Source organism: Streptomyces sp. ISL-87 (assembly GCF_018614095.1).
Lineage (GTDB): Bacteria > Actinomycetota > Actinomycetes > Streptomycetales > Streptomycetaceae > Streptomyces.
Genome location: NZ_JAGGOY010000044.1, coordinates 15,972 through 35,165 on the forward strand (window position 1 = coordinate 15,972; position 19,194 = coordinate 35,165).

Sequence of the window (19,194 nt, forward strand, 5' to 3'; positions counted from 1 at the left end):
GGGAATTTGGCCCTGCGGCGTACCGCCTCGGGTCCATCCGCGGGGCCATCCGGGGGCCGCCCGCCTCCACCGGATGGGGGAGGCGACTCGGCCTGGCGGGCGACGCACGGGACGCCGCCGCTCCCGAGGATCGAGGGGTACCGCAAGGAACCGGGCAAGAAACCGGGTCCCCTCGATTCGATCGGAGCATTGCCATGCGACACCAGAAGACGTTTGCCATGCGGCACAAGAAGACGGTTCGGATCGCCACCTTCCTCGTCCTGGCCACCGTCATGACCGCCACGGCGGCCGGCGGGGCGTCCGCGACCCCGCCGCCGCCGACGGCCCCGCCGGTGGAGACCACCGCCCAGATGGAGACCACCGCCCACATCAAAGGCTCGGCGCATCTGGAGTACCCCGTCGTCGCCGACGACATCCAGGTCACCGTCGATGCCCGCGCCACCTTCACCAAGGACAGCCCGTGGTTTCCCGTGAGGTCCGAGGGCACCCTTCGGCTCTCCCACACGATGGTCCGGCCGGACGGGTCGTCGCGGACCTACTGGGCCGACATGGAGGTCGACTGCATGACCAAGGGCGGGCCCAACGCGACGGTGACCGGCCGGATCGTGGCCGCCAGCAACAACCCGAAGGACGCCAATTATCCCGAGGACCCGTTCCAGAAGATGCTGAAGGACCACGTCCGCATGGGCATGAGCTTCTACGTCGCCGGCAAGGGCGTCGGCCCGTCGCGCGTCGGGCTGTCCGGAGCGGCGGACATGACCCTGTCGAAGTGCATGGCTCCGGCGCCGTACGACAAGGTCCTCAAGGGGGGCTTCAGTCTGCAGTCTTGATCTGCTGTCGCGTGACCCCGCTGCCGTCTGACCCGGCTGCCGTCTGACCCCGCTGAACCGCCGTCACAGGCAGGCCCACACCGTCTTTCCCGGATGCCCCGGCGGCCGGGGCCGTACTCCCCACTCCCGGGCCACGGCCTCTACGAGCTGCAGCCCGCGCCCGCCCTCCGCCGACCAGCGACCGGCGGGCGCGAGCCCCTCCGGCGGCGTCTTCTCGCCGCGCGCATCACTGACTTCGACCAGGACCCGCCGGCCGTCGTAGCGGAGCCCGAGTTCGAAATCCCGCCCGGGTACGAGCCCGTGCAGGACGGCATTGGCGGCCAGCTCTCCCACGACGAGCTCCGCGTCCTCGGCGAGGGCGCAGCCGTACGGAATCCCCCAGGCGGCCAGCTGCACCCCGGCGAGCCGCCGGGCGAGCCGGGCCCCGCGCGGGGTGGCGCTAAGGCGCTGCCGGAACTCGTAGCTCTCGGCCTCGGGTGCAATGTCACTGATTTCGGTCGTCACCTCACCGAGCGTGTCCGGTTCGCCGTACGCTTGCCAGAGGCGGCGGCGCTACGGCGGACTCCCGTAGGAGCGACGCCTGCCGCGTGTACGGCCCGTACGGACGAGGGCGGTTCAGCCTATGAACGACCTGTCAGACCGCGAGGAACAGCCGGAGCGACCAGTGGAGGTCGACGGCACCGCATACCTCTTCAAGGCGCTCGGAAAAATCATCAAGGTGCTACGAGAACGGGCGGGCCTTCAGCAGAAGGAACTTGCCGCCCTGGTGCATGTGGGCGAGGACCTGGTGTCCTCGATCGAACGGGGGGTGCGGACCCCCCAGCCGGACTTCCTGGAGAACGTCGACCGCGCGCTGGGGGCGGGCGGGGTGCTACTGGCGGCGGTGCCGGATGTGCGGGAGGCGCTGAAGCGGGCGCGGACTCGGCATCCGGATTGGTTCCGGGACTTCGCAAAGGCCGAAGCGGATGCCAACGCCCTGCACTACTTCGGCTACCAAGGCGTGCCTGGAATGCTCCAGACGGAGAACCACGCCCGGGCCATCTTCGTGAAACGCCGGCCGCTGCTGGACGAATCGACGATCGAGAAGCGCGTGGCTGACCGATTGGCCCGCCAGCAGATCTTCGAGCGGTGGCCTTCACCCACCTTCAGCTTCGTCCTGGATCACAGCCTGTTGATGCGCCCGGTGGGCGGACCGAAGGTCCACGCGGAGCAATTGCGCCGCTTGCTGGAGATCGGCCGCCTGCGGACGGTGGAGCTCCAGGTGATGCCGTTCGGCCAGGGTGAACACCCTGCCATGGAGGGTTCATTCACTCTCCTCAACCCCAAGGGTCGTCAACAGGTCGCCTACACGGAGACTTACAACCACCCCAACCTCATCACCGACCCGGAACAGGTAAGGATCTACGCGGAGCGCTATGGGATCATCCGGGCACAGGCGCTCACGCCACACGAGTCCCTGACCTTGATCGAGAAGACGCTGGGAGAGCGATGAACACCACCGACCTGGCCTGGTTCAAGAGCAGTTACAGCGGCGGCGAGGGCGGCGAGTGCCTCGAAGTCGCCTTCGCCTGGCGGAAGTCGAGCTACAGCTCCGGCGAAGGCGGCAACTGCGTCGAGGTGGCCACCTGTGCCCACACCGTCCACATCCGGGACACGAAGCTCACGGCGAGCCCGGAACTGGCGGTAGCACCCACCACCTGGACCGCATTCCTGGACGGCGTGACCCTGTAGCGGGGTTCCTGTACTCGGCGTCGGAGAGCGTCCGGGGGCTTCCCGCCAGTCCACTGTCCTTCCGGTTCGGGCCGGTCCCTCAAGGGCGCTCGCTGCGCTCGCGTCGCTTCGCGATGGCCTGCGGCCACCCTTGACCGACCGGCCCGAACCGGAATGCCAAAGACTGTCGGGAAGCCCCCGAAGGATGGCCGGGAGGTTGTGATTCAGGGACGGGCACACCAGGGATGCGCGGGCCGCTTCCCTGTGCGGCCACAGCCCGCCTCCCGGGACCACCAAACCCCGGCCGGGAGCCGGGGCGCGTCAGATCGCTACGCGCTCCGGCCGGCTTGGCGTCCGGCGCCCGTCTGGGGCTGGACATAGGCGGTGGCTATTCCGCCGCCAGGGTGAGCGGGGTCTCGGATTCGACGTGGGTCAGCTTTTCCGGGTTGCGGACGTAGTAGAGGCCGGTGATGTGGGCGTCCTCGACACGGATGGCCATGACGCCGTCGATCTCGCCGTCCAGGTGTACGAGGAGTGCCGGGTTGCCGTTGACCACGGTGGGGGTGACGGTGAGGGTGCTTTCGATCTTGCCGGTGCCGCCGATGATGTAGCGGGCCACCTTGTCGGCGCCGGTGATCGGGCGCAGTGCGGCCTGCTTGACGCCTCCGCCGTCGCTCATGAGGACGACGTTGGGGGCGAGGACGTCGAGGAGGCCCTGGAGGTCTCCCGTGGTGAGCGCGCGCTGGAACGATTCCATTGCTGCTCGGGACTCGCTCGGGGAGACCACCTCGCGGGGGCGGCGGGCATCGACGTGCTGGCGGGCGCGGTGGGCGATCTGGCGGACGGCTGCGGGGGTCTTGTCGACGGCGGCCGCGATCTCGTCGTAGCTGACGTCGAAGGCCTCGCGGAGTACGAAGACGGCGCGCTCGGTCGGCGAGAGGGTTTCGAGGACGAGCATCATCGCCATCGACACGCTCTCGGCGAGCTCGACGTTCTCGGCCACGTCTGGTGTGGTGAGCAGTGGCTCGGGTAGCCATGGGCCGACGTACGCCTCCTTGCGGCGCGTCATGGTGCGCAGCCGGTTGAGTGCCTGCCGGGTGGTGATCCGGACGAGGTAGGCGCGGTGGTCGCGCACCTCCTCCAGGTCGACCTTGACCCAGCGGAGCCAGGTTTCCTGGAGGACGTCTTCGGCGTCGGCCGCCGATCCGAGCATCTCGTACGCGACAGTGAAGAGCAGGTTGCGGTGGGCGACGAAGGCCTCGGTGGCGTGGTCGGTCATATCGTGATCTTTTCAGGGGACTTGGCCAGCAGTTGCTGGCGGTTGGCGCCTCCTGAGACGCGGTGCAAGTTGTACGAACCGGGCTTGCGTCCCTCGTCGGCGAGTTGCTTGACGGTGCCCTTGCACACGAACTCCTTGATCTTCGCGCCGGGGCGGCCGTCGATGTGGAGCCAGAGGGCGACGTCGTTTCTGTGGGCGAACTGGAAGATGCCGGCGTTTCGGCCCAGGCTGATGCACTGGCCGGCGAACACCTGGTTGAGGGTAGAGGGCTGCTCACCCGCGATGCGGTTGAGTACGGTGTCGGCGGCCCGCGCGCCCAGCGGCATCGCGGCCTGGCAGCTCATCCGCAGGGGCAGGTCCGATGGTGCCGCCGAATCCCCGGCCGCGACGATGTGTACGTCGTCCACGCTGGTCAGGGTCTCGTCCGTGCGCAGGCGGCCCAGGGCGTCGGTGCTCAGCCCGCTGCGTGCTGCCAGGTCCGGGACGCCGAGTCCGGCGGTCCAGATGGTCACGTCGCTTGGCAGCGTACGGCCGTCGTTGAGCTGTACGGCGTCGTGTGTCACGGCCGTCACCTTCGTTTCGAGCACGGTCACGCCGAGTTGGGACAGGCGCTTCGACACCGAGTGTCGACCCCTGGGGTGCAGGTAGGGGCCCAGTACTCCGCCGCAGACCAGGGTGACCCGGCGGCCGTTCTCCGCCAGCTCGGCGGCGGTCTCGATGCCGGTCGGGCCGGCTCCGACGATGGTCACTGCGGCCGTTGCGGGTGCGGCGTCGAGGACCGGGCGCAGCCGCTGGGCCTCTTCGAGGCCGGCGATCGGGTAGGCGAACTCGGCCGCTCCGGGTACGCGGGGGTCGGCGCTGCCACTGCCCACTGCGTAGATCAGGTAGTCGTAGCCGACCGTGCCGCCGGTGGCCAGGGTCACGGTGCGATCGGCCGCGTCGATGCGTGTCACGGTGTCGATGACCAGCCGGATGCCCTGGGCCAGGATCTGTCGGTAGTCGACGACCGCGTCGTGGGATCCGCCGACCAGTTGGTGCAGGCGGATCCGCTCGACGAAGGTGGGGCGCGGGTTGATCAGTGTCACTGTCACGCCGTCGCGCTGCGTCAGGCGGTTGGCGGCCATGACGCCCGCGTATCCGCCGCCGATAACGAGGACATTCTCAGTCACGGTGTCTCCTTCGTTTCAGGGGTTCGCCCTCGAGACACCGGGGGACCGATCGTTGTGACAGGAAGTGATGCAGATCACGTCAGAGCCGGGTCCCCGTCTGGACCCGGCTCCGTCTGCCTTGCGGCGGTCAGCCGCTTTTGGGTACGAGTGGTTTGTGGCTGGGGTACACGTGGCCGGGGCTCACGATGCTGGTTACTGCCTGGCCGAGGAGCGTGCTGGGCTCCTGGTTGTCGGTGAGGACGTCGGTGTTGAGGAGGATGACCATGGTCGCCTGCGCCTGGGGCAGGTAGACGACGAGGACCTCGTAGCCGGGCAGTGAGCCGTTGTGGCCGATCCAGCCCTGGACGTTGAAGATTCCCAGTCCGTAGCCGGCACCCGGAATGTTCATCGGGGTGGTCTTCAGGCGTTCGGCCTGGGTCGCGGGCTTCAGCAGCGTGCCGGTGGCGAGGGTGTGGGCCCAGCTGCGCAGGTCCTGGAGGTCGGAGTTCATCGCTCCGGCAGCCCAGGCCCAGGAGGGGTTCCAGCCGGTCGCGTCCTCGATCTTGCCTGAGGCGGTCTGGTTCGTGTAGCCGTGCCCGTGTGGATCCGGGAACTCCGCGCCCGTGGGGAAGAGCGTGTTGTGCAGACCGGCCGGCTCCAGCACGTCCTGCTGGATGATTTCGTGGAGCGGCCGGCCGGTGATCTTCTCCAGCACGAGGCCGAGCAGGATCAGGTTGGTGTTGGAGTAGTCGAACTGTGCGCCCGGCTGGAACTGCACCGGGTGCTTGAAGGAGTAGTCGAGCAACTGCTGTGGTGTGAAGGGCTCTTCCGGATCGGCTTCGAACTTCTTGATGAAGTCCGGATCCAGCGTGTAGTTGAAGAGTCCGCTGCGCATGCCTGCCAGTTCGCGCAGGGTGATGCGGTCTCCGTTCGGGACGCCGGTGATGTACTTGCCGATGGGGTCGTCCAGGGCGGCCTTGCCTTTGTCGACCTGCTGGAGGAGGGCGGTGACCGTGAACGTCTTGGTCTCACTGCCGAGGCGCATGTGGAGCCCGGTCGTCATGGGGGCGCCGGTCGCCTTGTCCGCCACGCCGAAGGTCTTGACGTAACTTCCCTTGCCGGGGGCCCACAGCCCCACGGTCACACCCGGCACGTTCGCCTCGCGCATGACCTGGCGCACGGCCGCGTCCAGTTGCGCTGCGACGGCGGGGGTGAGCTGCCGGAACTCCGTGTCGGTGTCCGGGGAGGGTGCGGCGGCGGGAGTGGAGAGCGGCGCAGCGGTCGCCCCGTGCGCGGAGCCCGCGACCGCCGGGGCGATGAGCAGACCGGTGGCGGCAGCGGCCGCGCAGGCCCGGCGCAGCCGGATGTGGGTTGGCTTCACTGCATGGTCTCCTGTCGTCCGAGGACCCAGGCAACAACGTCAGCGTATGCCTGCGCCACACCGGTCGCGAGGCGAGCCGTCCGGTTGCAGAGCCTTGAAGTTCGCCGTCTCCGATGCCGCGTACAGCGGACTACAGGCGTTCGATGATGGTCACGTTGGCCTGGCCGCCGCCCTCGCACATGGTCTGGAGGCCGTAGCGGCCGCCGGTGCGTTCCAGCTCGTGCAGCAGCGTGGTCATCAGCTTCACGCCGGTCGCGCCCAGTGGATGGCCCAGGGCGATCGCGCCGCCGTTGACGTTCACGCGGTCGGGGTCGGCGCCGGTCTCCTTGAGCCAGGCCAGCACTACCGGGGCGAATGCCTCGTTGATCTCCACCAGGTCGATGTCGGCCAGTGACAGGCCCGTCTTCTTCAGGGCGTACGCCGTCGCCGGGATCGGCGCCGACAGCATGCGGATGGGGTCCTCGCCCCGTACTGACAGGTGGTGGATGCGGGCCCTGGGGGTCAGGCCGTGGTCCTCGACAGCCTGTTCGGAGGCGATCAGCATCGCCGCCGCGCCGTCCGAGACCTGCGAGGAGACGGCCGCCGTGATGGTGCCGCCCTCCATCACCGGTTTCAGGGCTGCCATTTTCTCCAGGGAGGTGTCCCTCCGGGGGCCCTCGTCGACCGCCACGTGCCCGTACGCCACGATCTCCTTCTCGAAACGCGCCGTGTCGATCGCCCGCAGCGCCCTTTGGTGGGACCGGAGCGCGAACTCCTCCATGTCTAGGCGGGAGATGCCCCACTTCTGCGCGATCAGCTGCGCCCCGTGGAACTGGTTCACCGGCGCGTCCCCGTACCGGGCCCGCCAGCCCGCGCTCCCCGCGTAGGGCCCCTCGGTGAGGCCCAGTGGCTCGGCGGCCTGACGGGAGGCGAAGGCGATGGGGATCATCGACATGTTCTGGGTTCCGCCCGCGACCACGAGGTCCTGCGTTCCCGACAGGACGCCTTGCGCCGCGAAGTGCACCGCCTGCTGGGACGAACCGCACTGGCGGTCCACGGTCACACCGGGGACCTCCTCGGGCAGCCCCGCCGCCAGCCACGCCGTCCGCGCGATGTCGCCCGCCTGCGGACCGACCGTGTCCAGGCAGCCGAACACCACGTCCTCCACGGCGGCCGGGTCCACCCCGGTCCGGTCCATCAGAGCCCTCAGGACGTGGGCGCCCAGGTCGGCCGGGTGGACGGCCGACAGGCCTCCCCCCCGCCGCCCCACGGGGGTGCGTACCGCGTCGACTATGTAGGCCTCGGGCATCGGGACTCCTCTGATCGGTTACGGGCGCAGGGCGATCCCGTCCAGCACCATGGACAGGTACTGGCGGGCGATCTCCTCGGGGCTGTGCTGTCCGCCCGGCCGGTACCAGGACGCCGCGACCCACACCGTGTCGCGTACGAATCGGTAGGTGAGGCGGATGTCCAGGTCGGCCCGGAAGACCTTGGCGGCGACCCCGCGCTCCAGCGTCCCCAGCCAGGCCTTCTCGAACTTCACCTGCGAGTCGGAGAGGTAGTGGAAGCGGGGCTGCGCGGAGAGGTGCCGGGACTCCTTCTGGTAGATCGCGACGGCGGCGCGGTGCCGGTCGATCTCCCGGAAGGACTCGGTGACGAGGGCCTCGATGGTCTCCCTGGGGCCGAGCCCGGCGGCGAGGACGGTGTCGTACCCCTCCCACAGCTCGTTCAGGAAGGCCGAGAGGATCTCGTCGAGCATCGATTCCTTGGAATCGAAGTGGTAGTAGAGGCTGCCGGCGAGCATTCCGGCGGCGTCGGCGATCTTGCGGACGGTGGTGGCGTTGTAGCCCTGAGCGGCGAAGACCTCGGCGGCGGTGTCGAGGAGTTCGCGGCGCCGCTCGGGTGAGGCCGTCACCTGGGTCTTCTTCTTGTTCGTTGGCACGTGACCATTCTCGACCGACAAGACACCCCCTACGGGTGCTGGCTGCTGACCGACACCGTCTCGCCCGTCATGTACGACGAGTAGCCGCTGGCCAGGAACACGATGACGTTGGCGACCTCCCAGGGCTCGGCGTACCGGCCGAAGGCCTCGCGGGCGGTGAGCTCGGCGAGCAGTTCCTCGCTGGTGACCTTCACCAGGTGCGGGTGCATGGCCAGGCTGGGGGCGACCGCGTTGATCCGTACGCCGAACGCGGCGGCCTCCAGGGCCGCGCAGCGGGTGAGTGCCATGACCCCGGCCTTGGCGGCGGCGTAGTGGGCCTGGCCGGTCTGGGCGCGCCAGCCGACGACGGAGGCGTTGTTGACGATGACCCCGCCCGCGCCGGCCTCCTTCAGCGCGCGCATCGCGGCGCGGGTGCAGCGGAAGGTGCCGTTCAGGGTGACGTCGAGGACACGGGACCACTGCTCGTCGGTCATGTCGACGAGGCTCGCGGTGCCGCCGAGACCGGCGTTGTTGACGACGATGTCCAGGCCGCCGTGGGCCTGCCCGGCGAGCGCGAACAGAGCTCGGACCTGCTCCTCGTCGGTGACGTCGCAGGGCAGGGAGGTGACGCGGTCCGCCCCGAACTCTGCGGCGAGAGCGTCCTCGGTCTCCTTCAGGCGGCGGGTGTGTGCGTCGCTGATGAGGATGCGGGCGCCTTCCTCCAGGAAGCGGCGGGCGGTGGCCCCGCCGATGCCGGCGCCGGCGGCGGCGGTGATGACGGCGGTCCGGCCCTTCAGCAGCCCGTGCCCGGGCACGTAGGCCGGGGCGGTGGCAGGTGCGGGTGCGGGTGCGGGTGCGGGTGCGGGTGCGGTGCGGAACTCCTCGACGGCACTCATGGCCGTACGCTAACCTACCAAACACTTGTTAGGGAAGCGGGTGCGGATGCCCGCTGTCCCCCGCCCCCAAGGAGGCGAACGTCCGATGGACCTGACCCATTCGGCGGAGGTGGAGGCCTTCCGCGCGGAGGCCCGGGCCTGGCTGGCCGCCCACGTCCCGTCCTCCCCCCTCCCCTCCCTGGAGACCGAGGAGGGCTTCGCGGCCCACCGGGAATGGGAGGCGCTGCTGCACGCGGGCCGCTGGGCGGTGGTGTCCTGGCCCGAGGAGTACGGCGGCCGGAGCGTGGACATCGAGCGGTGGCTGGTGTTCGAGGAGGAGTACTGGGCGGCGGGCGCGCCCGGCCGGGTCTCCCAGAACGGCATCAACCTGCTGGCCCCGACGCTGTTCGACCACGCGACGCCGGAGCAGCGGGCGCGGGTGCTGCCGTCGATGGCGAGCGGTGAGGTGATCTGGGCGCAGGCCTGGTCGGAGCCCGAGTCGGGGTCCGACCTCGCCTCGCTGAAGTCGAAGGCGGTTCGGACGCAGGGCGGCTGGCTGCTGTCCGGGCAGAAGACCTGGTCGTCGAGGGCCGCCTTCGCGGACCGGGCGTTCGGCATCTTCCGTACGGATCCCGGGGCGCCCAGGCAGCACCAGGGGCTGACGTACCTGATGTTCGACCTGCGGGCGCCGGGGGTCACGGTGCGGCCGATCGGCCGCCTCGACGGCAAGCCGGCGTTCGCGGAGCTCTTCCTCGACCAGGTCTTCGTGCCCGACGAGGACGTCATCGGGGAGCCGGGGCAGGGCTGGCGGGTCGCGATGTCGACCACCGGCAACGAGCGCGGGCTCACGCTCCGCTCCCCCGGCCGTTTCCAGGCGGCGGCGGACCGGCTGCTCGCGCTGTGGGAGTCGGCCGGGGATCCGGGGGACACGGCGCTCGCGGACCGGGTGGCGGACGCGGTGGTCGGGGCGCGCGCCTACACGCTGTTCACCTGGGCGAACGCCTCGCGCTTCGCGGCGGGCGGTGGGGGCACCCCCGCTCGAGCGGAGCCGAGAGTGGGGGAGATCGGCGCCGAGTCCAGCCTGAACAAGGTGTTCTGGTCGCAGTACGACATCGCCCTGCACGAGACGGCGCTGGACCTGCTGGGCCCGGACGCGGAGCTGGCGGAGGGCGAGTGGGCGGAGCCGTGGATCTTCTCGCTGGCCGGGCCGATCTACGCGGGCACCAACGAGATCCAGCGCGACATCATCGCCGAGCGGCTGCTCGGCCTCCCGAAGGGCCGCCGCTGATGCACTTCCTGCTGACCGACGAACAGTCGGACTTCGCCCGTACGCTGCGCGGGCTGCTGGGCTCCTCGGACGTTCCGGCGGCGGTACGGGCCTGGGGGGCGGGGGATCACGCGCCGGGGCGGGCGCTGTGGGGCCGGCTGGCTCGGACGGGCCTGTTCGCGCCGGCCGCGCCGGAGGCCTACGACGGGGTGGGGCTGCTCCCGCTGGAACTGTCCGTGGCGGTGGTGGAGCTGGGCCGGGCGGGGATGCCGGGTCCGGTGGTGGAGACGGCGGCCGCGGGCGTACTGCTGGCACGGCTGGGGGACGAGGCGCTGGCGAAACGCTTCCTCCCGGGGCTGGTGGCGGGCGAGACCCTGGCCACGCTGACGCTGCCTGGCGGGAGTCCGTACGCGCTGGACGCGGATGTGGCGACGTACTGCTTCACGGTGTCGGAGGGCGGGGAACTGCGGCTGGCGGGCGGTGGGGGCGGAGAGCCGGTCCGCTCGACGGACCCGACACGGCGGCTGCTGCGCTCGACGGACCCGGCACGGCGCCTGTTCCACCCCTCCCCCGGCTCGGGCGGGGAGCTGCTGGCCTCCGGCCCGGCGGTCGCGGCGGCTGCGCGGGAGGCCGGTCGCTGGGCGCGGCTGCTGACGGCGGCCCAGTGCCTGGGGGTGGGCGAGGCGCTGCTGTCCCGCACCGTGGAGTACGCGAAGCAGCGCACGCAGTTCGGAACGCCGATCGGCGGTTTCCAGGCGGTGAAACACCGGCTGGCGGACACCCTCCTGGGGCTGGAGTTCGCCCGGCCGCTGCTCTGGGCGGCGGCGTTGTCCCTGGACCCGGGCGATGTGGCGGCCGCCAAGCTCGCCACGGGCGAGGCCTCGTACGCGGCGGCCATGACGGCCCTGCAACTCCACGGCGCGGTCGGCTACACCGAGGAGCTGGACCTCTCCCTGTGGCTGCGCAAGGCCCGCCCGCTGCGTGACGCCTGGGGCACACCGGCGGCGTGCCGGGCGGCGGTGCTTCAGGCGGTGAAGACGGCCAGGCCGAGGGTGACGACGTAGTGCTCTTCGACCATGCCGTCCGGGAAGCGGAAGTTCAGCCGCGCCCGCTCGGCGTCCATGAACTCCCGTGTCCCGTCCGGGCCGAGGACGAGGAAGGCGGAGTGGCTGGCGTGGTTGGCGAGGTGGGCGTCGAGCGGGACCCGGCGTGACCAGCGCACTTCCCGGGTGGTGAGAGCCGGCTCGGCGGGCAGGTTCCGGGCGGTGACCACGTCGGCCGCGTCGACCTGGAAGAAGGTGCGGATCCGCTCGTCCTGCTCGGCGATCCAGGGGACGGCGGTGTCCACGTCGTTCCACCACAGGGCGAGCGCCCCGCCGGGGCGCAGCACGCGGCGGGCCTCGGGCAGGGAACGGCGGGGGTCGGTCCAGTGCCAGGCCTGGGCATAGGTGACCAGGTCGAACCCGGCGGTGACGAGCGGCAGCCGGTCCCCGTCCCCGCGCACGATCGGGATCCGGGGGTGCGCGCGCCGGAACTCGGCGGCCATCGCGTCGCCGGGCTCGACGGCGACGACCTCGGCCCCGCGGGCGTGCAGCAGCCCGGTGGCGATCCCGGTCCCGGCCCCTACGTCGGCCACCCGCGCGCCCGCCAGCCCGCGGCCGCTCAGCTCCTCGATGGCGGCGAACAACCCGTCGGGATACCCGGGCCGGTACGCGGCGTACAGCGCGGCGGCGGTGTCGAAGGACCGCGCACGCGTGCGGGGAGTGGCCGTCACCCGCCCGTTCTTCATGCGGGCGTCCTTCATGCGGGCGTCCTTCATACGGGCCTCCTCAGCGGAACTCACGGACCACCTCGATCCGGCCCACGATGTGCGCGTTGAACTCGTCCAGTTCTTCTGCGGGAACCCACAGCTCCAGGATCGTTTCCCCGCCCGCCTGCTGGACCGGGTACCGCTCCAGGAACGCCGAGTCCACGTCGAACCGGGTCACGAAGCCGGCACCGTCGTGCTTGACGTTCCAGTCGCGGGCGATGCGGGTCGCGTAGTCCTCGTTCAGCACCGGGTAGAAGATCGGCTGCTCGGGCAGGCGCGGCGGCCAGGCCCGCCAGTCGAGTGCGCGGACCAGGTCCAGTTCAACGGGGCCCGTCGGGCGCCAGAGGGTCGTCGTCTTCACAGGGGGCGTAGGGGACACGGGCCCGACCCTAGGCGAAGAACTCGCAGGTCGGCCACCCGTTTCAGGCCCGGCGGCGGCGCAGCGAGAACCGCACCAGGATCACCGTCTGGACGACCAGGAGCACCCCCGCCCCGACCCCGGCGAGCAGCGCTTCGTCCGTCAACGTCACCTGCCCCGGCGACCCCCAGGCCGTGCTGCCGAGCCGGGCGACCCCGACCGCGGCGAGCGCGACCAGGAAGCGCGGCACGAACTCGGCCTCGGTGCCGTGCAGGACGCCGGACCCGACGACGAAGACCGCCAGCAGGGCCGGGATCCAGGGGGCGGCGTCCGGGCCGCGCAGGAGCAGGACGGCACCGAACTCCACGGCCAGGACAAGCACGTTGCGGACCAATATCGACATGAGCACATCATGCCGGGGATGCCCGCGTGCGCCCCGCCCCAGGGTCTCGCTAACGTTCAGCCCAAGGGCGGGGTCGTCGCACAGAGGCAGTGCGCCTGCTCCATTGCAGGAGGACGCCCGTTCGAATCCGGTCGCCCCGCCCCCCGCGTCCCCCCACGGAGGCCGTCGCTCACCGCGCCGTCATCCCCCCGTCCACCGCGAACTCCGCGCCCGTGACGTACGAGGACGCGTCCGAGCAGAGGAAGAGGACGAGTTCCCCCACCTCCTCGGCCCGCCCCATCCGCCCCAGCGGTACGTGCGACCAGTCCCGCCCCGCGACCGCCTCGGCGACCATCGGCGTGTCGATCGCCCCTGGGTGCACCGAGTTGACCCGGATCCGGTCCCCCGCCAGGTCCAGGGCCGCCGACCGGGTCAGCCCGCGCAGCCCGAACTTGGTGGATCCGTACGCCGCGTGGCCCGGGATGCCGACCAGCCCGGCCGTGGAGGAGATGTTGACGATCGAGCCGCCCCCGCCGGCGCGCAGCACCGGGGCCACCGCCTGGATGCCGAGGAACGGCCCCAGCAGGTTGACCCGTAGCAGCGCCTCGAAGTCCTCCAGCCGCTGCTCCTCGACGTGGGCGGTGCGCCACAGCGCCGCGTTGTTGACCAGGGCCGAGACCGTGCCGAAGGCGCGCACGGCCTCCCGCACCACCTCCGCCCAGCTGTCCGCGTCGGCGACGTCGTGCCGTACGTACAGCCCCTGGGCGCCGAGTTCCGCGGCCACCGCCCGGCCCTCCTCCTCCCGTACGTCCGTGACGAGGACCCGCGCCCCCGCCTCCGCGCACAGCCGGGCCTCCGCCGCGCCCTGACCGCGCCCGGCGCCGGTGATGACGACGACCTTCCCGTCCAGTGAGATCACCGGTCAGACCCCCAGGGTTTGAGTATTCCGAATAGGAATACTTCTAGCAGTCACCCCTCCGAGAGGGAAGGGCGCCGCGAAGGCCGGTCGTAGACTGCGCCGCATGGCAGACGAGACGAACAAGCGCATGCTCCCGGCAACCAGCTGGGCGGTGCTGGGGCTGCTCTCCTTCGGTGAGGAGCTCTCCGGTTACGACCTCAAGAAGTGGTCGGACCGGTCGCTGCGCTTCTTCTACTGGAGCCCGTCCTTCAGCCAGATCTACAGCGAGCTCAAGCGCCTGGAGAAGGCCGGCTACGCCTCCTCGCGGATGGTCGCCCAGGAGACCGGCACCCGCGACAAGCGGGTGTACCGGATCACCGGCGACGGCATGACGGCCGTGCGGACATGGGCCCGCGAAACCCCGGTCGACCCGCCCGTCCTCAAGCACGGGCCGATGCTGCGGCTGTGGCTGGGCCACCTGCTGGAGCCGGAGCAGATGTGCGAAGTCCTCGTACAGCACCAGGAGTTCGCGGAGCAGATGCGCCGGCAGGCGGTGGCCGACGCGGAGGGCGCGAAGGACGAGGCGTCCTGGGCGTACCCGGCCCTCACCCTCAAGTGGGCCGAGCGGTACTACGCCTCCGAGCGCGATCTCGCGGCCGCCATGCTCGACGACGTCGCGGCGCTGCGGAGCGGGCGCGGGGCGGCCGGCACGGGCGGGGACCGGCCGGATGTCACCGGCGCGGGCTGACGTACCCTCGGGACCATGACGGGCAGTGCGATCAACCTCCGCAAGATGGAAGAGACCGCTCCGGCGCTGGTGAACGTCTACAAGAGCGCCGGGGTCTCGCTCCGCAAGCACGGCCTGGAGGGCGGACGCGCCTGCGTCTACCTGGTGCTCGACTACTCCGGTTCGATGCGCCCGTACTACGAGGACGGCAGCGTGCAGGCCCTCGCGGACCGGGTGCTGAGCCTGTCGGCGCACCTGGACGACGACGGCCGGGTGCCGGTGGTGTTCTTCTCCACCGAGGTCGACGCGGTGGAGGAGGTCTCCCTCGCCGGGCACGCGGGGCGGGTCACCGAAATCGCCTCCCGCCTGGGCCACATGGGCAAGACGGCCTACCACCTGGCCATGGACGCGGTGATCGACCACTACCTGGAGTCGGGGTCCACGCTTCCGGCCCTGGTCGTCTTCCAGACGGACGGCGGGCCGATCAACAAGCTCGCGGCGGAGAAGTACCTGTGCAAGGCGGCCCGGCTGCCGCTGTTCTGGCAGTTCGTCGGCTTCGGCAACACGCGCAGCTCGCAGTTCGACTTCCTGCGCCGGCTGGACGAACTGCCCGTCCCGGCGATGCGGGCGCTGGACAACGCGGGCTATTTCCACGCGGGCCTGGACCCGCGCGCGGTGCCGGACGCCGAGTTGTACGACCATCTGGTCGCGGAGTTCCCGGCCTGGCTGGCGGCCGCCCGCACGTCGGGGATTGTGCGCGTCTGAGGGACCGCCTCCCCCGGCACGCGCTTTGATGGGGCCCATGACGACGAACAACTGGGCAGCGTTCGAGAAACAGGAACCGGAATTCGCGGCGGCGGTCCAGGCCCGCTTCGCGCAGTATCCGCATCACGTCCTCGCCACCCTCCGCAGGGACGGCTCCCCGCGGGTGAGCGGGCTGAATGTCGACATCCGCGGCGGAGAGCTGTGGCTCGGCATGATGCCGGGCTCGATGAAGGCCAGGGACCTGCAGCGCGATCCGCGTTTCGCGCTGCACACCAATCCCGGCGAAGGCGAGAACATGCCGGACGGGGACGTACGGATCTCCGGGCGCGCGATCGAGCTCGTGGACCCGCCCGAGCTGCACCGGTACGCGGAGGAGACGGACACCCCGCACCCCTTCCACCTCTTCCACGCGGACCTCGCGGAGGTGGTCCACATCGGCGTCGAGGGCGACGACCTGGTGGTGCGGTCGTGGACCCCGGCGCGCGGTCTGCGCACCATCCGCCGGGGCAACGACGACGAGCCGCCGCGCGAGGACCCGGCTAGCTGAGCACCGGCCGGGGACCGTCGAGTTCGGCCGGGTCGACGTCGACCCAGCTGCGGTCGATGTTGAGCGTCACCCCGCCGTAGGTGGCGTCGTAGTCTCCGCGGTGCTGGTGGGCGCGGCGCCGGCCGGCCCACTGGCGCGTGCCCTCGGACAGTCCCATGTCGGCGTCGGTGACCGAGGCCCGGCCCTTCCAGGCCGCGGCCCACAGGACGTCGGGCATGGCCTCGGGGGCCTGGTCGTGGTGGAGGCTCAGCGCCTTGGCCCCCGAGTTCGCCGAGACGTACGCGCCCGAGCGGAAGCCCAGTTCGTGCAGCCGCACCGTCCAGGCGGTGAGGTAGGCGACGACCGGGGCGTCCCAGGTCCGGCGGTCCGTGTAGTGCTCCAGGTCGTTGTAGAGCACCGCGCCCTCGGCCAGGCCCAGCGAACGGGCCGCCCGGACGGCCCCCTCGGCCTCCGCCCGGCCCTGGTCGTTGGCCTGAGAGGGGTCGGGCGACAGGCCGGTGGCGGCGTTGTGCCAGGGCTGCGGGCCGACCCAGAGCGGCATCAGGTGCCAGCCCGCGCCGGCTTGGCGCCCGACCCAGCCGGCGGTGAGCCGCGGCTGGGCGCAGGCCCGGGCACGGCCGCCGATGTAGATGCCGACCGCGCCGAAGGGGGACTCGGCCCGCCAGCCGTCCATGGCGCCCTGGGCCGGTGCGGTGCAGGCGTCGAAGCCCGGGCCGGTGAAGGGCGCCTGCGCGGTGCGGGACGGCGCGCCGTCGGCGGCGACCGCGGGCCGGGCGAGGACACCGGGGCCGCCCGGACGGCCCCTTCGGCCTCCGCCCGGGACTCCGCCCGCTGCCGTACGGGCCTTCGCCAGCAGCTCACGTACGGCGTCGGGCGCATCCCCGTACGAGACGGTGGCCATCACCCCGGACCCGCGCAGGGCGTACCGGACCTCGTTGCTGTCGCCCCGGGCCCACGGCGGCGCACCCCCGCCGTCGACCCCGACGGTCGGAATGTCGGCGCGCGGCGGGGCGCCGTCGAGCGGTTCCAGGTGCAGGGTCTCGGCACGGTTGCGGACGGCCCGGCCGGTGCATTCGGCCTGGGTCCCGGCGTGCCCGAGGTACAGGGTGGGCCGATCCAGTCGCAGGCAGGCCCCGGGGTTCCGGTCAAGGTCGACAACCCGCCACCCGTCGGGCACGGCGAGGCGCAGCCCGCGGTAATCGACGGCCCGGTCACCCGCGGCGGGGCCGGCGGGGCCACCGACGGCGACGGCAGACGAGACGGGCAGCAGCAGGACGGCACCCAACAGGCAGCGCAGCAGCGTTCGTGAGGACATGTAACCCACTGCTACCAGACCGCGGCGTGCCGGGCGCGTGTCGACATTCAACACACGCAGCCGGAACCCACCTTGAAGCACACGCGGACCGTCTTACCCACTGGCTCGGCCTCGACATTGAACTCGTCGGCGAGCTCGCTGACCAGCCACAAGCCCCGCCCGTGGAAGTCCGCCGACGCTGCGCGCCGAACCTGCGGCAGACCCGGCCCACTGTCCCGGACCGCGATGCTCACCACGCCTGGCGTCCGAATGAGCACCACCTCGAACTCCCGGCCCTCCGGCACCCCATGAAGGACGGCGTTCGTCGCAAGCTCGGAAGCGCAGAGCCGTATGTCGTCACGACGGTCGCTGATCCCCCACTCACCGAGCGTGTCACCGACGAACTGACGGGCCGCGCGTACAGAGACACGAGCCCGGGGGAACCGCTGTCGTCGACAGCAAGACATGCCACCCCACCGCCTTAACGCTGAGCTTCCAAGGCCACACAGATCGTATCGCTATTCGGAAAAAGCAGCAAGGTTGTGACTAGGGGCCAGCCCCCTCGTCGCATACCGTGGGACCCGCAAGGCGGACTGGACGCACAGGAGGACAGCGTGGGCAACGGGGAGTGGACCAGTACATCGATGCCCTATCTGACACCCCGCGCGGCCGGGGATTCCGACGCATGGACCGCCGAGGCCCAGGCCCGCGGACGCAGGGGCGGACAGCGGATCGTGCATGCCGGTGAGCGGCCCGCTTCGGCCGAAGTCGCCGAAATGCTGCGCATGATGGTGGGCGAAATCGTGGTCGTACGGCGCCGGATCATCGAACTGGACGATGTCCCGTGCGAGTTGACCGACACCTACTACCCCGCCCCGATCGCGGTCGGAACCCGCCTCGCGTCCACCTCCAAGATCCGGGGCGGCGCCGTCACCCTGCTCGCCGAACTGGGACACGTCGGCGTCACGGCAGTCGAGAAGGTCACAGCCCGCATGCCGTCGGCGGACGAATGTGCCCAGCTGCGCATGGGACCAGGCGAACCGGTCCTGCAGATTTCCCGAGTCACGCTGGACGCGGACGACCGGCCGATCCAGGCGGACCTGATGGTCATGCCCGCGGAACGCCAGCAGTTGCGGTACGAGATCAAGATCGGATGACCTTGCCCAGCCCCGACGAGGAGGCACTCGACCGACGCTCCCTGCACGTCCGGATCGCCGCCGATCTGCGGGACGAGATCATGAGCGGCGACCTGGCGCCGGGCGCCAAGCTGCCGTCCACCACCCACCTGAAGGCCAGGTTTGACGCGTCCAGCGCCACCGTCCAGAAGGCGTTGCAGCTCCTGAAGGACGAGCGGCTCGTCGTTGGCCGCGCGGGTGCGGCCGTGACCGTACGGGAGAACCGGCAGCGGACGATCCGCCCGGCAGGCTCCCTCACGACGGCTGCCGCCGAAGCCCCGTACCCGTGGCTGGCCGATGCGGCCGAGCAGGGTACGAGCGCGCACAGCACCCTGATCGAGGTGGGTGAGGTGGCGCCGCCGGCCGACGTGGCCGCCGTGCTCGGCCTCCAGTCCGGTGAGCTCACTCTCCTGCGCCGCCAGCTCCTGCACATCAACGACGCACCGGCCGAACTGGTCAGTTCCTACTATCCGCTGACCATCGCCCAGGGCACGCCACTGGCCGAGGCCCGGAAGATCAAGGGCGGTACGCCCACCCTCCTCACGCGGCTCGGCTACCCGCCCCGGCTGAGTGTCGACCGGGTCTCCGCCCGCGTCCCGACCCAGGAACAGTGCCGCGCACTGCGACTGCCGAGCGACCTGCCCGTCCTGCGCACCCTCCGTACGGTGCTCAGCGACGACGAACGCCCTGTCGAAGCCACCGTCATGGTCAAGGCCGGGCACCTCTACGAGCTGCGGTACGAGTTCACGCCCGAAGCCTGACCGCGCACGCCACAGCGCCCGCCATCCCTGGTCGGGGACTTGGCGGGCGCTGTGTCAGAGTTCCGTACACCGTTGTACGGACCGTAT

The 19,194-nt window shown here is 70.9% G+C and carries 23 protein-coding genes and 1 tRNA gene; 11 read left to right on the forward strand and 13 right to left on the reverse strand.

Annotated elements, in window-relative coordinates; translation table 11 throughout:
- Nucleotides 1-194: 194 nt before the first annotated feature.
- Nucleotides 195-830, forward strand: a complete 636-nt coding sequence (locus J7I97_RS17345; protein ID WP_214935875.1) for a hypothetical protein — start codon at nucleotides 195-197, stop codon at nucleotides 828-830.
- A 63-nt stretch (nucleotides 831-893) separates the two neighbouring features.
- On the opposite strand, the gene J7I97_RS17350 is transcribed toward J7I97_RS17345, so the two are convergent.
- Nucleotides 894-1,334, reverse strand: a complete 441-nt coding sequence (locus tag J7I97_RS17350; RefSeq protein WP_308369292.1) for an ATP-binding protein — start codon at nucleotides 1,332-1,334, stop codon at nucleotides 894-896.
- Nucleotides 1,335-1,452: 118 nt separating this feature from the next.
- On the opposite strand from J7I97_RS17350, the gene J7I97_RS17355 reads away from it, so the two are divergent.
- The gene (locus J7I97_RS17355) at nucleotides 1,453-2,322 is read left to right on the forward strand and encodes a helix-turn-helix transcriptional regulator (protein ID WP_214935877.1); all 870 of its coding nucleotides are present in this window, start codon (nucleotides 1,453-1,455) and stop codon (nucleotides 2,320-2,322) included.
- Nucleotides 2,319-2,561, forward strand: coding sequence for a DUF397 domain-containing protein (locus tag J7I97_RS17360; RefSeq protein ID WP_214935879.1), 243 nt, complete (start codon nucleotides 2,319-2,321; stop codon nucleotides 2,559-2,561). Before J7I97_RS17355 ends, J7I97_RS17360 begins: the two co-directional genes overlap by 4 nt.
- 367 nt (nucleotides 2,562-2,928) lie before the next feature.
- On the opposite strand, the gene J7I97_RS17365 is transcribed toward J7I97_RS17360, so the two are convergent.
- The 6 genes from J7I97_RS17365 to J7I97_RS17390 all read right to left on the reverse strand — a co-directional run bounded on the left by J7I97_RS17365 (nucleotide 2,929) and on the right by J7I97_RS17390 (nucleotide 9,144).
- Nucleotides 2,929-3,819, reverse strand: coding sequence for an RNA polymerase sigma-70 factor (locus tag J7I97_RS17365; protein ID WP_214935881.1), 891 nt, complete (start codon nucleotides 3,817-3,819; stop codon nucleotides 2,929-2,931).
- Nucleotides 3,816-4,988, reverse strand: a complete 1,173-nt coding sequence (locus J7I97_RS17370) for an FAD-dependent oxidoreductase (RefSeq protein WP_214935883.1) — start codon at nucleotides 4,986-4,988, stop codon at nucleotides 3,816-3,818. The genes J7I97_RS17365 and J7I97_RS17370 overlap by 4 nt, the downstream gene beginning before the upstream one ends.
- A 127-nt stretch (nucleotides 4,989-5,115) precedes the next feature.
- Entirely contained in the window at nucleotides 5,116-6,348 is a 1,233-nt protein-coding gene (locus tag J7I97_RS17375) for a serine hydrolase (protein WP_214935885.1), read from the reverse strand.
- Between the two features lie 130 nt (nucleotides 6,349-6,478).
- On the reverse strand, nucleotides 6,479-7,636 hold the full coding sequence (locus J7I97_RS17380) for an acetyl-CoA C-acetyltransferase (protein ID WP_214935887.1): 1,158 nt from the start codon (nucleotides 7,634-7,636) through the stop codon (nucleotides 6,479-6,481).
- Between the two features lie 18 nt (nucleotides 7,637-7,654).
- Nucleotides 7,655-8,269: a TetR/AcrR family transcriptional regulator gene (locus J7I97_RS17385; RefSeq protein WP_214935889.1), complete on the reverse strand. Its 615-nt coding sequence runs from the start codon at nucleotides 8,267-8,269 to the stop codon at nucleotides 7,655-7,657.
- A 29-nt stretch (nucleotides 8,270-8,298) separates the two neighbouring features.
- Nucleotides 8,299-9,144 carry an SDR family oxidoreductase gene (locus J7I97_RS17390; RefSeq protein WP_214935902.1) on the reverse strand — a complete coding sequence of 282 codons (846 nt, stop codon included), beginning with the start codon at nucleotides 9,142-9,144 and terminating at the stop codon, nucleotides 8,299-8,301.
- An 85-nt stretch (nucleotides 9,145-9,229) separates the two neighbouring features.
- Here J7I97_RS17390 and J7I97_RS17395 point away from each other — a divergent pair, with 85 nt between their 5' ends.
- Both J7I97_RS17395 and J7I97_RS17400 read left to right on the forward strand, forming a co-directional pair.
- Nucleotides 9,230-10,411, forward strand: coding sequence for an acyl-CoA dehydrogenase family protein (locus tag J7I97_RS17395; RefSeq protein ID WP_214935904.1), 1,182 nt, complete (start codon nucleotides 9,230-9,232; stop codon nucleotides 10,409-10,411).
- Complete coding sequence (locus tag J7I97_RS17400; RefSeq protein WP_214935905.1) at nucleotides 10,411-11,454, forward strand: acyl-CoA dehydrogenase family protein; 1,044 nt, start codon at nucleotides 10,411-10,413, stop codon at nucleotides 11,452-11,454. Before J7I97_RS17395 ends, J7I97_RS17400 begins: the two co-directional genes overlap by 1 nt.
- Here the strand turns inward: J7I97_RS17400 and J7I97_RS17405 are convergent.
- From J7I97_RS17405 to J7I97_RS17415, 3 genes are read right to left on the reverse strand one after another with little or no spacing between them, the layout of a single operon-like run.
- Nucleotides 11,415-12,179: a class I SAM-dependent methyltransferase gene (locus J7I97_RS17405; protein WP_214935932.1), complete on the reverse strand. Its 765-nt coding sequence runs from the start codon at nucleotides 12,177-12,179 to the stop codon at nucleotides 11,415-11,417. The two genes, J7I97_RS17400 and J7I97_RS17405, sit on opposite strands and share 40 nt — an antisense overlap.
- A gap of 40 nt (nucleotides 12,180-12,219) precedes the next feature.
- The gene (locus J7I97_RS17410; RefSeq protein WP_214935907.1) at nucleotides 12,220-12,579 is read right to left on the reverse strand and encodes a hypothetical protein; all 360 of its coding nucleotides are present in this window, start codon (nucleotides 12,577-12,579) and stop codon (nucleotides 12,220-12,222) included.
- Nucleotides 12,580-12,622: 43 nt separating this feature from the next.
- A complete protein-coding gene (locus tag J7I97_RS17415) occupies nucleotides 12,623-12,961 on the reverse strand; it encodes a hypothetical protein (RefSeq protein ID WP_214935908.1) in 339 nt (112 codons plus the stop codon).
- Nucleotides 12,962-13,028: 67 nt separating this feature from the next.
- On the opposite strand from J7I97_RS17415, the gene J7I97_RS17420 reads away from it, so the two are divergent.
- Nucleotides 13,029-13,102: transfer RNA gene (locus J7I97_RS17420), tRNA-Trp, on the forward strand.
- 28 nt (nucleotides 13,103-13,130) lie between these two features.
- On the opposite strand, the gene J7I97_RS17425 is transcribed toward J7I97_RS17420, so the two are convergent.
- Nucleotides 13,131-13,859 carry an SDR family NAD(P)-dependent oxidoreductase gene (locus J7I97_RS17425; protein ID WP_214935910.1) on the reverse strand — a complete coding sequence of 243 codons (729 nt, stop codon included), beginning with the start codon at nucleotides 13,857-13,859 and terminating at the stop codon, nucleotides 13,131-13,133.
- A 103-nt stretch (nucleotides 13,860-13,962) separates the two neighbouring features.
- Here J7I97_RS17425 and J7I97_RS17430 point away from each other — a divergent pair, with 103 nt between their 5' ends.
- From J7I97_RS17430 to J7I97_RS17440, 3 genes are read left to right on the forward strand one after another with little or no spacing between them, the layout of a single operon-like run.
- Complete coding sequence (locus J7I97_RS17430; RefSeq protein ID WP_214935912.1) at nucleotides 13,963-14,586, forward strand: PadR family transcriptional regulator; 624 nt, start codon at nucleotides 13,963-13,965, stop codon at nucleotides 14,584-14,586.
- Nucleotides 14,587-14,601: 15 nt separating this feature from the next.
- Complete coding sequence (locus J7I97_RS17435; RefSeq protein WP_214935913.1) at nucleotides 14,602-15,330, forward strand: VWA domain-containing protein; 729 nt, start codon at nucleotides 14,602-14,604, stop codon at nucleotides 15,328-15,330.
- Between the two features lie 37 nt (nucleotides 15,331-15,367).
- Nucleotides 15,368-15,877, forward strand: a complete 510-nt coding sequence (locus tag J7I97_RS17440; protein WP_214935915.1) for a pyridoxamine 5'-phosphate oxidase family protein — start codon at nucleotides 15,368-15,370, stop codon at nucleotides 15,875-15,877.
- On the opposite strand, the gene J7I97_RS17445 is transcribed toward J7I97_RS17440, so the two are convergent.
- Together J7I97_RS17445 and J7I97_RS17450 are read right to left on the reverse strand one after the other, a co-directional pair.
- Nucleotides 15,870-17,192, reverse strand: a complete 1,323-nt coding sequence (locus J7I97_RS17445; RefSeq protein ID WP_214935916.1) for a DUF1906 domain-containing protein — start codon at nucleotides 17,190-17,192, stop codon at nucleotides 15,870-15,872. The genes J7I97_RS17440 and J7I97_RS17445 overlap by 8 nt on opposite strands.
- Nucleotides 17,193-17,239: 47 nt before the next feature.
- On the reverse strand, nucleotides 17,240-17,638 hold the full coding sequence (locus J7I97_RS17450; protein WP_214935918.1) for an ATP-binding protein: 399 nt from the start codon (nucleotides 17,636-17,638) through the stop codon (nucleotides 17,240-17,242).
- A gap of 147 nt (nucleotides 17,639-17,785) precedes the next feature.
- Between J7I97_RS17450 and J7I97_RS17455 the strand changes: the two genes are divergently transcribed.
- Together J7I97_RS17455 and J7I97_RS17460 are read left to right on the forward strand one after the other, a co-directional pair.
- Nucleotides 17,786-18,328, forward strand: coding sequence for a GntR family transcriptional regulator (locus J7I97_RS17455; RefSeq protein WP_214935920.1), 543 nt, complete (start codon nucleotides 17,786-17,788; stop codon nucleotides 18,326-18,328).
- Nucleotides 18,325-19,107, forward strand: coding sequence for a GntR family transcriptional regulator (locus J7I97_RS17460; protein ID WP_214935922.1), 783 nt, complete (start codon nucleotides 18,325-18,327; stop codon nucleotides 19,105-19,107). The genes J7I97_RS17455 and J7I97_RS17460 overlap by 4 nt, the downstream gene beginning before the upstream one ends.
- Nucleotides 19,108-19,194 lie beyond the last annotated feature (87 nt).

Bases quoted from the DNA above. Each gene is read 5' to 3' on its own strand.
- J7I97_RS17345 (WP_214935875.1), top strand. From the start codon at position 195: ATGCGACACCAGAAGACGTTTGCCATGCGGCACAAGAAGACGGTTCGG.
- J7I97_RS17355 (WP_214935877.1), top strand. From the start codon at position 1,453: ATGAACGACCTGTCAGACCGCGAGGAACAGCCGGAGCGACCAGTGGAG.
- J7I97_RS17360 (WP_214935879.1), top strand. From the start codon at position 2,319: ATGAACACCACCGACCTGGCCTGGTTCAAGAGCAGTTACAGCGGCGGC.
- J7I97_RS17365 (WP_214935881.1), bottom strand. From the start codon at position 3,819: ATGACCGACCACGCCACCGAGGCCTTCGTCGCCCACCGCAACCTGCTC.
- J7I97_RS17380 (WP_214935887.1), bottom strand. From the start codon at position 7,636: ATGCCCGAGGCCTACATAGTCGACGCGGTACGCACCCCCGTGGGGCGG.
- J7I97_RS17390 (WP_214935902.1), bottom strand. From the start codon at position 9,144: ATGAGTGCCGTCGAGGAGTTCCGCACCGCACCCGCACCCGCACCCGCA.
- J7I97_RS17395 (WP_214935904.1), top strand. From the start codon at position 9,230: ATGGACCTGACCCATTCGGCGGAGGTGGAGGCCTTCCGCGCGGAGGCC.
- J7I97_RS17400 (WP_214935905.1), top strand. From the start codon at position 10,411: ATGCACTTCCTGCTGACCGACGAACAGTCGGACTTCGCCCGTACGCTG.
- J7I97_RS17405 (WP_214935932.1), bottom strand. From the start codon at position 12,179: ATGAAGAACGGGCGGGTGACGGCCACTCCCCGCACGCGTGCGCGGTCC.
- J7I97_RS17415 (WP_214935908.1), bottom strand. From the start codon at position 12,961: ATGTCGATATTGGTCCGCAACGTGCTTGTCCTGGCCGTGGAGTTCGGT.
- J7I97_RS17430 (WP_214935912.1), top strand. From the start codon at position 13,963: ATGGCAGACGAGACGAACAAGCGCATGCTCCCGGCAACCAGCTGGGCG.
- J7I97_RS17435 (WP_214935913.1), top strand. From the start codon at position 14,602: ATGACGGGCAGTGCGATCAACCTCCGCAAGATGGAAGAGACCGCTCCG.
- J7I97_RS17440 (WP_214935915.1), top strand. From the start codon at position 15,368: ATGACGACGAACAACTGGGCAGCGTTCGAGAAACAGGAACCGGAATTC.
- J7I97_RS17445 (WP_214935916.1), bottom strand. From the start codon at position 17,192: ATGTCCTCACGAACGCTGCTGCGCTGCCTGTTGGGTGCCGTCCTGCTG.
- J7I97_RS17450 (WP_214935918.1), bottom strand. From the start codon at position 17,638: ATGTCTTGCTGTCGACGACAGCGGTTCCCCCGGGCTCGTGTCTCTGTA.
- J7I97_RS17460 (WP_214935922.1), top strand. From the start codon at position 18,325: ATGACCTTGCCCAGCCCCGACGAGGAGGCACTCGACCGACGCTCCCTG.